Raw genomic sequence first — 14,791 nt, 5'->3', positions numbered from 1 at the left:
GCGGAGGGCGACCTAGCATGACGGCAGGCGGGCCACCTGCCCGCTCGACTCGGACGAAGAGAGGTGCGGGATGGACGCGAGGATGATGGATGCCATGTCGGCGGACATGATGTCGATGCCGGGCATGCAGTCGATGGACATGGGACTGATGCAGGCGTGTATGGACGCGTGTGCGGCGTGCGAGCAGTCGTGCACGGTGTGCGCCGTGCAGGGGATGGACTGCGCGCCGTCGTCGATGAACTGCGCGGACATGTGCAACACGATGATGCGCTCGATGCTGCGGATGCAGGGGATGACCCCGGCGTCGATGATGGCGATGCTCGACGCCTGCATCGCGATGTGCGAAACGTGCGAGGACATGTGCCTGCAGCACGCCGAGACGAGCGAGGTCTGCAAGATGAGCGCGCAGGCGTGCCGCGCGTGCGCCGATGCCTGCCAGGCGCTGAAGGAGTCGATGGCCGTCTGAGGACGGCCGCCGCCGACGGCGCGGCGCTACCGGCCGTGCGGGTGTCTACGCGGCGGCGGCGTCCAGCGGCGCGACGTTGAACCAGCGGGTGCCCACCGCGAGCACGCGGTAGCGGCGGTGCACGGCGACGGGCGTGCCCGCGGGGGCCCCCGCCGCGGCGCCGGCGCCGTTCCACACCCGGATCGTCTCGCCGTCGGCGATCGTGCGCAGCGTGAGTTCCCCGGTCGCGGCATCCGCGTCGGCGACGATGGCGTCGGCCCACTCCAGCGGGGTGGACGACGCCAGTCGCGCCTGCACGAGGTGAACGGCGTGCCCGGGGGCGAACACCGAGCAGGGCTTGCCGTGGACACACATGCACAGCGTCTGCCCACGCACCTCGAGGGGCTGGCTGCGGCTGTGGTGGGTCGACACGGGGGAGTCCTTTCGCGAGACGGTGAGGCCACGGTACGCGGGGACCCGAGATGGTCGCATCCGGCCCGACACACGACGAAACACGCGGATGCCGGTGCATCGGATCGTCAATCCGCACTGGCATCCAACGACGCATCCACTAGGCTGAAGCGAAGGAGGAAGTGTGGACGAGAACGGCCGCCGGGACCACGGGAGCATCCATCGCGACGCGAGCGATGCGCACACGCCTGCGGGCGGATCGGACACGACGCAGACGTTCGGGCACGATTCCGATCTCTCCTTCATCCCGTTCGGCAGTGATCTGACCGAACAGGAACTCGAGGCGATCTCCTCGCTCCCGTCGCGCTCCGCGCTGCTGATGGTGCGCTCCGGGCCCACCGCCGGCGCCCGCTACCTGCTCGACAACGACGTGGCGACGATCGGCCGGCATCCCGAAGCCGACATCTTCTTCGACGACGTCACCGTGTCGCGCCGTCACGCCGAGGTCACCCGCACCGGGCTCACCTTCGAGATCGTCGACCAGCGCTCGCTCAACGGCACCTACGTCAACGGTGAGCGCGTCGACCGCGCCGCACTGACCGACGGCGCCGAGGTGCGCATCGGCAAGTTCCGCCTGAACTTCTTCGTCTCCCCCCTCGATCGCACGGCAGGGGCTTGATGGCGCAGGTTGCACCCCGCGGGCGTTCCACGCCGGCGGGCTACCTCAGTATCGGCCAGGTGCTTGCACGCCTGGCCCCCGAGTTCCCCTCGCTGACCAGCAGCAAGCTGCGCTTCCTCGAGGTGCAGGGCATCGTCGCCCCCACGCGCACCGAGTCGGGGTATCGCAAGTTCTCGCCCGGTGACCTCGAACGGCTGCGCCTGGCGCTGTCGCTGCAGCGTGACCACTACATGCCGCTGCAGCGCATCCGCGAGGTGCTCGACGAGCGCGACGCCGGACACGAGATCGGCGCGCTCATGCCGCCGTCGATCATGGCGACCCCGCGACGCTACCGCCGCGACGAGCTGATCGCCGCCGCCGGCGCCGATGCGAGCCTGCTCGGCGACGCCATCACGGCGGGCCTCATGGCGGGCGCCGACTCGTACGACGAGCGGTCGCTGACGCTGCTGCGGGCCCTCGCCGGGCTCGCGGAGCACGGCATCCAGCCCCGTCACCTGCGGTCGCTGCGCCAGAGCGCCGAACGGGATGTGGCGCTGGTCGAGACGGCACTGGCTCCGATGCTGCGACGCACCGACGCCACCGCACGGGCGCGGGCGGGCGAGCTCGCACCCGAACTCGTGCGCCGACTGGACGAGCTGCGCACGGCATTCGTGCTGACCGCGCTCGAGCGCATCGCCCCGTAGCGCGACACGCCGAACCGCAGACGCGGATGTCATTGCCGCTGCCCGATTGCTCATCTAGCGTTGACGTAACGACCCGAACAGTGAGGAGGCGAGCATGATCGCTGGCGACCCGGCAGACGGCCAGCCCTTCTCCGCCGAACTCCTCTTCACCGACGGGCTTCCGGAGATGGACGACGAAGCGGGCTACCGCGGCGCCCAGGCCGCTCGTGCCGCCGGCATCACGTACCGTCAGCTGGACTACTGGGCCCGCACCGAACTGGTCGTGCCGACCGTGCGTGGGGCGTCAGGGTCGGGTTCGCAGCGCCTGTACGGCTTCCGCGACATCCTCGTGCTGAAGCTCGTGAAGCGGCTGCTCGACACCGGCATCTCGCTGCAGCAGATCCGCACCGCCGTGGACCAGCTGCGTGCTGCCGGCATCCGGGATCTGGCCGGTACGACGCTCATGAGCGACGGGGCATCGGTGTACCTGTGCACGTCGAACGACGAGGTCATCGATCTCGTGAGCCGCGGTCAGGGCGTCTTCGGCATCGCGGTGGGCAAGGTTCTGCGCGAGGTCGAGTCGACGCTGGTGGACTTCGACGCGCAGGCGCCCGAGTCGGTCGACGACCTCGCCGCCCACCGCGCCAAGCGCACCGCCTGACCCGCCCGCACGCCGCCGAGTGAGCATTCGCGCTGTCGAGTGAGTACTTGCGTTCGCGAGTGAGCATTCGTCTTCTCGAGTGAGTACTCGCGGCTTCGTTCTGTCGTAGGAAGCGGATGCCGCGCGCGTGCGCCTCGTAGCTTCTGAGCGCTCACTCGGCGCGGCGAATACTCACTCGGCGCGACGAATGCTCACTCGCGAGCGGCTTCGCGAGCGGGGGGCGGGGTGGGTCAGGCGCGGGATTCGGCCGGGTCGGGAATGCGACCGGTGCGCATGACGCGATCCAGCAGGGCGTCGAAGTCGGCGGCCAGCTCCTGCGCCGAGTCCCCAGGCCAGATGTGCAGCGGCTTCGCGGCACCCTGCGCCTGCTGCAGCGACGTGCGCTCCGGCAGCTGGGGCGACAGCACAAGCGGGCCGAACATGTCGCGCAGCTCCTTGATGCGGAACTGGTGCTCGATCGACTGCGGGCGCACGCGGTTGACGACGATGCCCAGTGGCTGCAGGCGCGGCGACAGGCCGCGACGGATCTCCTCGATCGCCCGCAGCGCGCGGTCGGCCGCGGCGACCGAGAACAGGCCGGGCTCGGTGACCACGATGACGCGGTCCGACGCCGCCCATGCGGTACGCGTGAGTGCGTTCAGCGACGGTGCGCAGTCGATGAGCACGAGGTCGTAGTCCGCCTCGATCGTGGCGAGGGCCTCTTCGAGCTTCCAGACGTCGCGCACGCTCGGGTGCGGTCCGTCGAAGTTGATGGCCGAGGGGCTGCCGATCATGACGTCGATCGTGCCCGGGTGCACCTTCGCCCAGCCGCTGGAGGTGATCGCCTGACGGACGACCTTCTCCTTCGGATTGGCCAGCACGTCCGCGACGTTCAACCTGCCGGCGACTTGGATATCCATCCCCGTCGACACGTCGGACTGCGGGTCGAGATCGACGACGAGGGTGCGGACACCGCGAGCGAACGCAGCGGATGCGAGCCCCAGTGTGACCGTTGTCTTGCCGACCCCGCCCTTGAGCGAGCTGACGGAGAGTACGTGCACAGAGGTCTACGTTACCGTCCCCTAGGCTGTGAGCACACTCAGGCACTTCCGGCGTCCGCAGATGCACGCCCCGGTCATCCACGTGAGGTGAGCATGTTCCGCAAGATCCTGGTCGCGAACCGAGGCGAAATCGCCATTCGGGCTTTCCGCGCCGCATTCGAACTCGGCGCGCGAACGGTCGCGGTCTTCCCGTACGAAGACCGGTACTCGCTGCACCGTCTGAAGGCCGACGAGGCGTACCGCATCGGCACCGAGGGCCACCCGGTGCGTGCATACCTCGACGTGGACGAGATCATCCGGGTCGCCACCGAGAGCGGGGCGGATGCCATTTACCCCGGCTACGGCTTCCTCTCGGAGAACCCGGAGCTCGCGGCCAAGGCGGCCGCCGCCGGGATCGCCTTCATCGGCCCGCCCGCCGAGGTGCTCGAGATGGCCGGCAACAAGGTCACCGCGAAGCACCACGCCGAGGCGGCCGGCGTGCCGGTGCTGCGGTCCACCGAGGCATCCGACGACGTCGACGCGCTCGTCGCGGAGGCCGAGGACATCGGCTTCCCGATCTTCGTCAAGGCCGTCGCCGGCGGCGGCGGACGCGGGATGCGGCGCGTTGAGCGCCCCGAAGAGCTCGCCCCGGCACTGGCCGAGGCCATGCGCGAGGCCGCCAGTGCCTTCGGCGACGCCCGCGTCTTCCTCGAGCAGGCCGTGCAGCGGCCGCGCCACATCGAGGTGCAGATCCTCGCCGACAAGGCCGGGCACACGGTGCACCTGTTCGAGCGCGACTGCTCGGTGCAGCGCCGCCACCAGAAGGTGATCGAGATCGCCCCGGCGCCGAACCTCGACGAGGACCTCCGCAATGCGCTGCACCGGTACGCCGTCGCGTTCGCCGAGTCGATCGGCTACCAGAACGCCGGCACCGTGGAGTTCCTCCTCGAGACCGCCGGTCCCCGCACCGGTGAGGTCGTCTTCATCGAGATGAACCCGCGCATCCAGGTGGAGCACACCGTGACCGAAGAGGTCACCGACGTCGACCTCGTGCAGTCGCAGATGCGCATCGCCGCGGGGGAGACCCTCGAGGACCTCGGACTGCAGCAGGAGAACATCCACCTGCGCGGCGCGGCGCTGCAGTGCCGCATCACGACCGAGGACCCGTCGCAGGGCTTCCGCCCCGACACCGGCAAGATCACCACCTACCGTTCGCCCGGCGGTGCCGGCATCCGCCTCGACGGCGGCACGACGGCGGCGGGCTCGCAGATCAGCCCGCACTTCGACTCGATGCTCGCCAAGCTCACCTGCCGAGGCCGGGACTTCCAGGCGGCGGTCGTGCGCTCCCGCCGCGCCCTGGCGGAGTTCCGCATCCGCGGCGTCTCCACCAACATCCCGTTCCTGCAGAAGGTGCTCGACGACCCGGCGTTCATCGCCGGCGACCTGTCGACCGCGTTCATCGACGAGCGCCCGGAGCTCGCGAACGGTCGCGAGTCGAAGGACCGCGGTTCGAAGATCCTCGGCTGGCTGGCCGACACGACCGTCAACCGCCCGAACGGCGACAATCCGGTGACCGTCGACCCGGCATCCAAGCTGCCCGAGATCGACCTCAGCGCCGCACCGCCGGCAGGCTCCCGGCAGCGGCTGCAGGAGCTCGGTCCCGCCGGCTTCGCCCGGGCGCTGCGCGAGCAGAGCGCCCTCGCGGTCACCGAGACCACCTTCCGTGACGCCCACCAGTCGCTGCTGGCCACCCGCGTGCGCACGAAGGACCTCGTCACCGTGGCCCCGTACGTCGCGCGGCTGACCCCGCAGCTGCTGTCGGTCGAGGCGTGGGGCGGTGCGACCTACGACGTCGCGCTGCGCTTCCTCGGTGAGGACCCGTGGGAGCGGCTGGATTCCCTGCGCACCGCGCTGCCGAACGTCGCGATCCAGATGCTGCTGCGCGGGCGCAACACGGTCGGCTACACGCCGTACCCCACGCAGGTCACCGACGCGTTCGTGCGCGAGGCCGCCGCCTCCGGCGTCGACATCTTCCGCATCTTCGACGCGCTCAACGACGTGGCGCAGATGCGTCCCGCGATCGACGCGGTGCTGGGCACCGGCACCGCCGTCGCGGAGGTGGCGCTGTGCTACACCGGCGACCTGCTGAACCCCGCCGAAGACCTCTACACGCTGGACTACTACCTGCGGCTGGCGGAGCAGATCGTCGACGCCGGTGCGCACGTGCTCGCGATCAAGGACATGGCGGGGCTGCTGCGCCCCGCCGCCGCCGCGCGTCTCGTCTCGGCGCTGCGAGACCGGTTCGACCTGCCGGTGCACGTGCACACGCATGACACCGCCGGTGGTCAGCTGGCCACCCTGCTGGCCGCCAGTGCCGCAGGGGCGGATGCCGTGGACGCCGCGGCCGCGCCGATGTCGGGCACCACGAGCCAGCCGTCGCTGTCGGCGCTCGTGGCGGCGATGGCGCACACCGACCGCGACACCGGCCTGGACCTGGCCGCCGTGTCGGATCTGGAGCCCTACTGGGAGGCGGTGCGCGCGCTGTACCGTCCGTTCGAGTCGGGCCTGCCGGGCCCCACAGGTCGCGTCTACCGTCATGAGATCCCCGGTGGCCAGCTGTCGAACCTGCGTCAGCAGGCCATCGCTCTGGGCCTGGCCGACGACTTCGAGCTCATCGAGGACATGTACGCCGCCGCGGATGCCATCCTCGGCCGCGTCCCCAAGGTGACGCCGTCGTCCAAGGTCGTCGGCGATCTCGCCCTCCACCTCGCGGCGGTCAAGGCCGACCCGGCGGACTTCGAGGCCAACCCGCACAAGTACGACGTGCCCGACTCGGTCGTCGGCTTCATGGCGGGCGAACTGGGCGACCTGCCCGGCGGATGGCCCGAGCCCTTCCGCACGAAGGTGCTGCAGGGCCGAGAGGTGCGCGTCGGGGTGACGGAGCTGGCGGAGGACGATGCCGCCGCCCTCGAGGGCGACTCGCAGACCCGCCGCCGCACGCTCAACCACTTGCTCTTCCCCGCGCCGACCCGCGCGTTCCAGGAGGTGCGCGACACGTACGGTGACCTCAGCGTGCTCGACACCGTCGACTACCTCTACGGCCTGGCGTCGGGCACCGAGCATGTCGTCGAGATCGAGCGGGGCGTGCAGCTGTACGTCGGGCTCGAGGCCATCGGCGAGGCCGATGACAAGGGCATGCGCACCGTCATGACGACCCTCAACGGTCAGCTGCGACCGGTGTTCGTGCGGGACCGCGCGATCGACGTCGCACACCGTCAGGCGGAGAAGGCCGACACGTCCAAGCCCGGCCAGGTGGCGGCTCCCTTCTCGGGCGTCGTGACCGTCAAGGTCGAGGTGGGTGACACCGTCAGCGCCGGTCAGCCGGTCGCGTCGATCGAGGCCATGAAGATGGAAGCAGCCATCACGTCGTCGGTGGACGGCGTCGTCGAGCGGCTCGCCGTGACCGGGACGCAGCAGGTGGAGGCCGGCGACCTTTTGGCCGTCGTGCGCCCCTCCGAGTAGCCTGAAGGGATGGGCGCGCGGCGCCCGGAACCTAGGTGGAGTGAACCCTGTGACGCCCGATCGCAACGAACCGACCAACGACGAGCCCGAAAACGGCGTGCTCGCCGACGGCGGAAGCCTCGACACGACCGGCATCGGCATCCTCGGCGGTGTCACCGCGCAGGTCGATGTCGCCCTGCCGTCGCTGGTATCCGAGGACGATGACGACACGCACGACGAGGCCGTCGACGACGGCGTCGTGGGCGTGGACTTCGTGCCGCTCGGCTTCGCCGCGCCGACCGGTGGCGTGGAGGTCGTGGCCGCGGAGGACGTGACCGTGGATGATGAGACCGGTGAGGTGCCGCACATCACCGGCGAACTGGCTCACGGTGAGGAGTTCGCGGAGGAGGTCGCAGAGATGCCCCACGACGACGAGCAGGTGGCGGATGCCGCTGCCCAGGCCGCGCACGACGAGGTCGAGCCCGCCGCGCCCGAGAGCAGCGCCACGCCCGCAGAGCCCGCCACCACGCCGGCTCCTACCGCCGCGCCCGCTGCTGCCGTCGCCGTGACCGGTGCCGCCCGCACGGCTCCCGCCGCCGCGGACCTGCACCCTCGCGCCACCGAGCGCGGTCGCGCTCACGCGGGTGAGCTGGCTCCGCGCCGCCTCGACGACTTCGAGTCGGGGCGTGAGACGGCCGACCTGCTCACCGCCGACCGCCTGCTCGACCCCCACCACGTCGTCAAGCCCGAGCCCGAGGGTGCGTGGCAGCACTTCGTCTACACCGTCACGGGACGCCGCATCAACCTCGGCGACAACCGTCGCGCCCGCGAGCGCAAGTCGCTGGATCGCCGCATCGCGGCATCGCTGAGCGGCAGCGCGAAGTTCGTGCCGATCCTGTCCCGCAAGGGCGGCGTCGGCAAGACGACGATCACGACGCTGCTGGGCATGGCGCTGGCCGACGCCCGCGACGACCGTGTCATCGCCGTCGACGCCAACCCCGACCGCGGCACGCTGGCCGAGCGCATCGGCAGCGTCAGCGGCCGGACGGTGCGCGACCTCGTGCGCCGCCGCGGCGAGATCTCCGGCTACCACGACCTGTCGGCCATCGTCGCGCGCGACGAGACGCGCCTGGACGTGCTCGCGTCCGACGCCGACCCGCACGTGTCCGAGGCCTTCAGCGACGACGACTACCGCGACGTCGCGCAGTTCGCCGCGCACTACTACTCCGTGGTGCTCACCGACACCGGCACCGGCATCGTCCACTCCGTCATGGGGGCGACGCTCGAACTCGCCGACGAGCTCGTGGTGGTCACGGGCCTCAGCGTCGACGAGGCGCGACTGGCATCCGAGACCCTCACGTGGCTCGAGTCCAACGGCTACGCCGACAAGGCGCACAACGCCATCGTCGTGCTCAACGCGAGCCGCCCCGGCGCGCCGCTGGTGCGTCCCGAGGAGCTCGAGGCGCACTTCAAGACGCGCGTGCGCGCCGTCGTGCGCATGCCGTACGACCCGCACATCGCCACCGGCAGCGCCATCTCGTTCCGCGAACTCCAACCCGAGACGCGTCAGGCGGCCCGTGAACTGGCCGCGATGGTCGTCGAGGGTCTGCGCGGTCAGGCGTCGGTGGCCTGATGAGCGTCCGCGACATCCGCCTCTTCGGCGACCCCGTGCTGCGCTCGGCGTGCGCCCCGATCGTCGAGATCGACGACGGTGTGCGCGCGCTCGTGCGCGATCTGCTCGACACGGTGGAGCTGCCCGGCCGCGCCGGCGTCGCCGCCAACCAGATCGGTGTGGGCGTGCGCGCCTTCAGCTACAACATCGACGGCGACATCGGCTACATCCTCAACCCGCAGCTGGTGGAGGTCTCGGGCGACCCCGTGCCGATGGGGGAGGGATGCCTGTCGGTTCCCGGCCTCTGGCACGACGCCATCCGCCATCCGCACGCCAAGGTCATCGGCCTCGACCTCGACGGCAACCAGGTCGTGCTCGAGGGCGACGGCCTGCTCGCGCAGGCGCTGCAGCACGAGACCGACCACCTCGAGGGGCGGCTGTTCCTCGACCGTCTCTCGCCCGAGGACCGTCGCACCGCGATGCGCGAGGTCCGCGAGTCCGCCTGGTTCTGACCCGCCGCGCCCTTCCCTCCCTCCCTCCTTCCCTCCCTCCCGATTTCGCTGAGACCACAGCTGACGGCCGAGACCGTGGGAAACGACCGTTGTCTCGGCCGCCAGCTGTGGCTTCACGGGGCGGATGCCGCAGGGCACGACGACGCAGAAGGCCCGGAGCGGGAGCTGCGGGCCTTCTGCGTGCGTGCGGGCGGCGTCAGCCGCCCAGCGGGACGTTCGTCGTCGTCACGGGCACCGCGTACAGCTCATCGATGTGCACCGAGAAGTCGTCGAGGATGACGTTTCGCTTGATCGACATCTTGGGCGTCAGGTGACCGCTGGCCTCGGTCCACTCGGTCGCGAGGATCGTGAACTTGCGGATCGACTCGGCGCGCGACACGTGCGTGTTCGCGGTGTCGATCGCCTTCTGGATCTCGGCACGCACCTTCGGGTCCTTCGCCGCATCGGTGAGCGAGAGGTCCGCAGGCATGTCGTTGTTCGCGAGCCACGTCGGCAGCATCTCGGAGTCGAGGGTGATCAGCGCCGCGATGAACGGCTTCTTGTCACCGACGACGACGACCTGACCCACGATCGGGTTCGCGCGGATCGGGTCCTCCAGCGCCGCCGGGGCGACGTTCTTGCCACCGGCGGTGACGAGGATCTCCTTCTTGCGACCGGTGATCGTGAGGAAGCCCTCGCTGTCGAACGAGCCGATGTCGCCCGTCTTGAACCAGCCGTCGTGGAACGCTTCGGCCGTGGCCTCGGGGTTGCGCCAGTACTCCTTGAAGACGTTGATGCCGCGCACCTCGATCTCGCCGTCTTCGCCCAGACGGATGCCGACACCGGGCAGCACGGGACCGACGGTGCCGATCTTCGACTTCGTGGCGAGGTTCACCGTCGCGGGCGCCGTCGTCTCGGTGAGGCCGTAGCCCTCGAGGATCGTCACGCCCAGGCTGTGGAAGAAGTGACCCAGACGCGGGCCGAGCGGTGCGGAGCCCGAGACGGCGTACTTGACGTTGCCGCCCATGGCGGCGCGCAGCTTGCCGTAGACGAGCTTGTCGAACAGGCGGAACTTGAGCTTGAGGCCCAGCGGCACCTTCTTGCCGTCCTGCAGCAGGGTGGAGTGCTCCACGGCCGCGTGCGCGGCGGCGCGGAAGATCTTGCCCTTGCCGCCGGCCTCGGCCTTCTGCTCGGCGGAGTTGTAGACCTTCTCGAACACGCGCGGCACGGCCAGCAGGTAGGTGGGCTTGAAGCTCCCCAGCGCCGGCAGCAGCTGGCGCGTGTCGGGCTCGTGCCCGGTCTTCACACCGGCGTGCACGTTGAGGATCGAGATGAACCGCGCGAACACGTGCGCCGTCGTGATGAACAGCAGCGTCGACGCGCCGGGCTCTGCGACGACCTCGCTCAGCGCCTTGGCGGAGTTGCGGCTCAGCTCGACGAAGTTGCTGTGCGTGAGCACGCACCCCTTCGGGCGGCCGGTCGACCCCGACGTGTAGATGAGGGTGGCGATGTCGGCGCCGTTCGCGAGGTTGCGGCGGCGCTGGATCTCCTCGTCCGACACCGACGCGCCCTCGGCGCGGAGCGTCTCGAGGTCACCGGCGGCCATCGACCAGGTCTTGCGCACGAGCGGGACCTCGTCGCGCACCTCGTCGAGGCGAGCGACGTGCTCCTCCGATTCGACGAGGCATGCGATGGCCCCCGAGTCGGAGAGGATCCACTGGATCTGCTTGGGCGAGCTGGTCTCGTAGACCGGCACCATGATCGCGCCGGCATAGAACAGCGCGAAGTCGACGAGCGACCACTCATAGGTCGTGCGGGCGAGGAATGCCACCTTGTCGCCGGGCTCGATGCCGGCGGCGGCGAACCCCTTGGCGAGGCGGATGACCTCACGCTCGAAATCGGCGGCGGTGATGTCGCGCCATCCGCCGGAGCTATCGGGCACGGCGAACAGTGCCAGATTCGGGGTCTGCTTGACCCGCTCGGCCAGCAGATCGCTGATGTTGGCCTGCGGATCGGCGGGGACGATCGCGGGTACTTCGAATTGGACCACGGCAACTCCTTTGGTACCGAACGGGAAATCGGGTTATTGCGTCGAAACCGAGTGTAGCGAACACGACGCCGCCACCCGTCGCCGGGCAGCGGTCGCACTAGACTTCAATGCGGCCCTGCGCCTCGCAGCGGCGGGAAGGATGCCGCGTGCTCAAGGTCGGAATCGATATCGGCGGAACGAAGATCGCCGGAGGCGTCGTCGACGACGACGGCACGGTCCTGGAGAAGCTGCGGGTGGACACCCCCGTCGACACCGGCGAGCTGGCGGATGCCGTCGCCGACATGGCCCGCCACTTCGCCGAGTCGCACGACATCGCCGCCGTGGGTGTCGCGGCAGCGGGCTTCATCGACAAGTCGCGCTCGGTCGTCATCCACGCCCCGAACATCGCGTGGCGCAACGAGCCGCTGCGCGCCAACCTCGAAGCGCGCATCGGCCGCCCCGTGGCGATCGAGAACGACGCCAACGCCGCCGGCTGGGGCGAGTATCGCTTCGGCGCCGGCCGCGGCGTCGGCGACATGGTCATGCTCACCCTCGGCACCGGCGTCGGCGGGGCGATCGTCACCTCGGGCGAGCTCGCCCACGGCGGTCACGGCATCGCCGCGGAGCTCGGCCACACCCGCTTCACGCGCGATGGGCGCCTGTGCGGCTGCGGGCAGAGCGGATGCCTCGAGCAGTACGCGTCCGGCCGCGCCCTTCAGCGCGAAGCAGGCGAGATCGCCGACGGCGGCGGCATCGGCGCGGCCCTCGCGCAGGTGCGTGCCGAGAAGGGCGAGATCGCCGGGCCCGCCATCTCGCGCCTCATCCTCTCCGGCGACCCCGGCGCCGTCGAGGCGCTGCGCCGCGTGGCGACCGCCCTGGGCGAAGCGTGCGGCGGATTCCAGGCGGTGCTCGACCCCGAGCTCTTCGTCATCGGCGGCGGCGTCGCCCAGCTGGGCGAGACGCTGCTCGAGCCGGTGCGCATCGCGTACGAGACATCGCTGCCCGGCTTCGGCGACCGACCCATCGCCGAGTTCGCCATCGCGCAACTCGGCAACGACGCGGGCCTCATCGGCGTCGCCGACCTCGCCGGCAGGAGACTGTAGCGGTGTTCTACTGGCTCATGAAGTACATCGTCGTCGGACCGATCGTGAAGGCGATCTTCCGGCCGTGGATCGTGGGCCGAGCCAACATCCCTGCCGAGGGCGCCGCGATCCTCGCGAGCAACCACTTGTCGGTGAGCGACTCGGTGTTCCTACCGCTCATGATCGACCGCCGCATGTCGTTCCTGGCCAAGAGCGACTACTTCACCGGCAAGGGCATCAAGGGCTGGGCGACCCGCATGTTCATGAAGGGCACCGGTCAGATCGCGATCGACCGCACCGGCGGCAAGGCGTCCGAGGCATCCCTCAACACCGGCCTGCAGGTGCTCGGCCGCGGTGACCTGCTGGGCATCTACCCCGAGGGCACCCGCAGCCCCGACGGCAAGCTGTACCGCGGCCGCACCGGCATCGCGCGCATGGCGCTGGAGGCGCACGTGCCGGTCGTGCCGGTGGTCATGGTCGACACCGATGCCGTCATGCCGATCGGCCGCACGATCCCCCGCGTGGGGCGGGTGGGCATGGTCATCGGCGAGCCGCTGGACTTCTCCCGCTTCCGCGGGATGGAGAGCGACCGCTACGTGCTGCGGTCGGTCACCGACGAGATCATGGTGGCCCTGCAGCGCCTCGGCGAGCAGCAGTACGACGACGTCTACGCCTCGACGGTGAAGGACCGCGCCGCGGCATCCTGAGTCCGCCGCCTCGCCCGCCGTCATGCGGCGCGAAGGGGTCCCGCAGCGTCGATAGACTGGCGGGATGCTCCAGCAGACCGACCCCCTCGACGCATGGCGTGCCCTGCCCATCAAGCAGCAGCCCATCTGGACCGACGCGGATGCCGTCGCCGCCGTCTCCGCCGAGATCGCGTCGATGCCCCCGCTGGTGTTCGCCGGCGAGGTGGACAACCTGCGTGAGCGTCTCGCTCGCGCGGCATCCGGTCAGGCGTTCCTGCTGCAGGGCGGCGACTGCGCCGAGACGTTCGCCGGCGCGACCGCCGACCAGATCCGCAACCGCATCAAGACGGTGCTGCAGATGGCCGTCGTGCTCACCTACGGCGCCTCGATGCCGGTCGTGAAGATGGGGCGCATGGCGGGCCAGTTCGCCAAGCCCCGCTCCAGCGACACCGAGACCCGTGGCGAGGTGACGCTGCCGGCCTACCGCGGCGACATCGTCAACGGCTACGACTTCACCGAGCTGTCGCGCCAGCCCGACCCGCAGCGCCTGCTGAAGGGATACCACACGGCGGCATCCACCCTGAACCTCATCCGTGCGTTCACGCAGGGCGGCTTCGCGGATCTCCGCGAGGTGCACAGCTGGAACAAGGGCTTCGCCTCGAACCCGGCCAACCAGCGCTACGAGCGGATGGCGGGGGAGATCGACCGTGCCATCCGCTTCATGGAGGCCGCGGGCGCCGACTTCGACGAGCTGCGTCGCGTGGAGTTCTACACCGGCCACGAGGGCCTGCTGATGGACTACGAGCGGCCCATGACGCGCATCGACTCGCGCACCGGCACTCCGTACAACACCTCGGCACACTTCCTGTGGGTGGGGGAGCGCACGCGTGACCTCGACGGCGCGCACATCGACTACTTCTCCAAGATCCGCAACCCCATCGGGGTGAAGCTCGGACCCTCGACGTCGACCGACACCGCGCTGAAGCTCATCGACAAGCTCGACCCCGAGCGCGAGCCTGGCCGCCTCACCTTCATCACGCGCATGGGTGCGGGCAAGATCCGCGACGCGCTGCCGCCGCTGCTGGAGGCCGTCAGGGACTCCGGCGCGACGCCGCTATGGGTCACCGACCCGATGCACGGCAACGGCATCACGACGCCCACCGGCTACAAGACGCGTCGCTTCGACGATGTCGTGGACGAGGTGCGCGGCTTCTTCGAGGCGCACCGTGCCGCGGGCACGTTCCCCGGCGGCATCCACGTCGAGCTCACCGGTGACGACGTCACGGAGTGCCTGGGCGGGTCGGAGATGATCGACGAGGCCACGCTGGCCACGCGATACGAGTCGCTGTGCGACCCGCGCCTGAACCACATGCAGAGCCTGGAGCTGGCGTTCCTCGTGGCCGAGGAGCTCGAGAAGCGCTGACCCGGCTTGCGTCCGCGCCGGCTTCGGTCGTCGCGAATGCGCGCTTCGGCGCGCGGTGAGGGCGTTATGCGCCGACCGAACCGGATGCCG

13 protein-coding genes are annotated in these 14,791 nt (G+C 70.1%); 10 read left to right on the top strand and 3 right to left on the bottom strand.

Going from position 1 to position 14,791, the window contains the following annotated elements:
• Positions 1 to 70: 70 nt before the first annotated feature.
• Positions 71 to 466 (top strand): hypothetical protein, encoded by a 396-nt coding sequence (locus tag ACFVR6_RS12940; RefSeq protein ID WP_386963627.1) that lies wholly within the window; start codon positions 71 to 73, stop codon positions 464 to 466.
• A gap of 45 nt (positions 467 to 511) precedes the next feature.
• Here the strand turns inward: ACFVR6_RS12940 and ACFVR6_RS12935 are convergent, their stop codons facing one another.
• Positions 512 to 877 carry a hypothetical protein gene (locus tag ACFVR6_RS12935; RefSeq protein ID WP_386963625.1) on the bottom strand — a complete coding sequence of 122 codons (366 nt, stop codon included), beginning with the start codon at positions 875 to 877 and terminating at the stop codon, positions 512 to 514.
• 163 nt (positions 878 to 1,040) lie between these two features.
• On the opposite strand from ACFVR6_RS12935, the gene ACFVR6_RS12930 reads away from it, so the two are divergent.
• From ACFVR6_RS12930 to ACFVR6_RS12920, 3 genes are all read left to right on the top strand, one after another.
• Positions 1,041 to 1,535 (top strand): FHA domain-containing protein, encoded by a 495-nt coding sequence (locus tag ACFVR6_RS12930; protein ID WP_386963623.1) that lies wholly within the window; start codon positions 1,041 to 1,043, stop codon positions 1,533 to 1,535.
• Positions 1,535 to 2,218: a transcriptional regulator FtsR gene (locus ACFVR6_RS12925; RefSeq protein ID WP_386963621.1), complete on the top strand. Its 684-nt coding sequence runs from the start codon at positions 1,535 to 1,537 to the stop codon at positions 2,216 to 2,218. The genes ACFVR6_RS12930 and ACFVR6_RS12925 overlap by 1 nt, the downstream gene beginning before the upstream one ends.
• Positions 2,219 to 2,312: 94 nt before the next feature.
• On the top strand, positions 2,313 to 2,858 hold the full coding sequence (locus ACFVR6_RS12920) for a MerR family transcriptional regulator (protein ID WP_386963619.1): 546 nt from the start codon (positions 2,313 to 2,315) through the stop codon (positions 2,856 to 2,858).
• A gap of 230 nt (positions 2,859 to 3,088) precedes the next feature.
• Here the strand turns inward: ACFVR6_RS12920 and ACFVR6_RS12915 are convergent, their stop codons facing one another.
• A complete protein-coding gene (locus tag ACFVR6_RS12915; protein ID WP_386963617.1) occupies positions 3,089 to 3,898 on the bottom strand; it encodes a ParA family protein in 810 nt (269 codons plus the stop codon).
• Between the two features lie 93 nt (positions 3,899 to 3,991).
• Between ACFVR6_RS12915 and ACFVR6_RS12910 the strand changes: the two genes are divergently transcribed.
• From ACFVR6_RS12910 to def, 3 genes are read left to right on the top strand one after another with little or no spacing between them, the layout of a single operon-like run.
• Complete coding sequence (locus ACFVR6_RS12910) at positions 3,992 to 7,399, top strand: pyruvate carboxylase (RefSeq protein ID WP_386963812.1); 3,408 nt, start codon at positions 3,992 to 3,994, stop codon at positions 7,397 to 7,399.
• 49 nt (positions 7,400 to 7,448) lie between these two features.
• Positions 7,449 to 9,011, top strand: a complete 1,563-nt coding sequence (locus ACFVR6_RS12905; protein ID WP_386963615.1) for a MinD/ParA family ATP-binding protein — start codon at positions 7,449 to 7,451, stop codon at positions 9,009 to 9,011.
• The gene (gene def / locus ACFVR6_RS12900; RefSeq protein ID WP_386963613.1) at positions 9,011 to 9,502 is read left to right on the top strand and encodes a peptide deformylase; all 492 of its coding nucleotides are present in this window, start codon (positions 9,011 to 9,013) and stop codon (positions 9,500 to 9,502) included. The genes ACFVR6_RS12905 and def overlap by 1 nt, the downstream gene beginning before the upstream one ends.
• Positions 9,503 to 9,698: 196 nt before the next feature.
• Here def and ACFVR6_RS12895 read toward each other — a convergent pair whose 3' ends face one another.
• Positions 9,699 to 11,531, bottom strand: a complete 1,833-nt coding sequence (locus tag ACFVR6_RS12895) for an AMP-dependent synthetase/ligase (protein ID WP_386963611.1) — start codon at positions 11,529 to 11,531, stop codon at positions 9,699 to 9,701.
• A 146-nt stretch (positions 11,532 to 11,677) separates the two neighbouring features.
• On the opposite strand from ACFVR6_RS12895, the gene ACFVR6_RS12890 reads away from it, so the two are divergent.
• From ACFVR6_RS12890 to ACFVR6_RS12880, 3 genes are all read left to right on the top strand, one after another.
• Positions 11,678 to 12,613, top strand: a complete 936-nt coding sequence (locus ACFVR6_RS12890; protein WP_386963609.1) for an ROK family glucokinase — start codon at positions 11,678 to 11,680, stop codon at positions 12,611 to 12,613.
• A 2-nt stretch (positions 12,614 to 12,615) separates the two neighbouring features.
• Positions 12,616 to 13,299 (top strand): lysophospholipid acyltransferase family protein, encoded by a 684-nt coding sequence (locus tag ACFVR6_RS12885; RefSeq protein WP_386963607.1) that lies wholly within the window; start codon positions 12,616 to 12,618, stop codon positions 13,297 to 13,299.
• A 64-nt stretch (positions 13,300 to 13,363) separates the two neighbouring features.
• On the top strand, positions 13,364 to 14,701 hold the full coding sequence (locus tag ACFVR6_RS12880; RefSeq protein WP_386963605.1) for a class II 3-deoxy-7-phosphoheptulonate synthase: 1,338 nt from the start codon (positions 13,364 to 13,366) through the stop codon (positions 14,699 to 14,701).
• Positions 14,702 to 14,791 lie beyond the last annotated feature (90 nt).

Origin of the sequence: Microbacterium sp. NPDC058021, assembly GCF_042885955.1 — a bacterium.
Taxonomy (GTDB): Bacteria; Actinomycetota; Actinomycetes; order Actinomycetales; family Microbacteriaceae; genus Microbacterium.
This window is presented reverse-complemented; position numbering and strand designations above follow the sequence as displayed.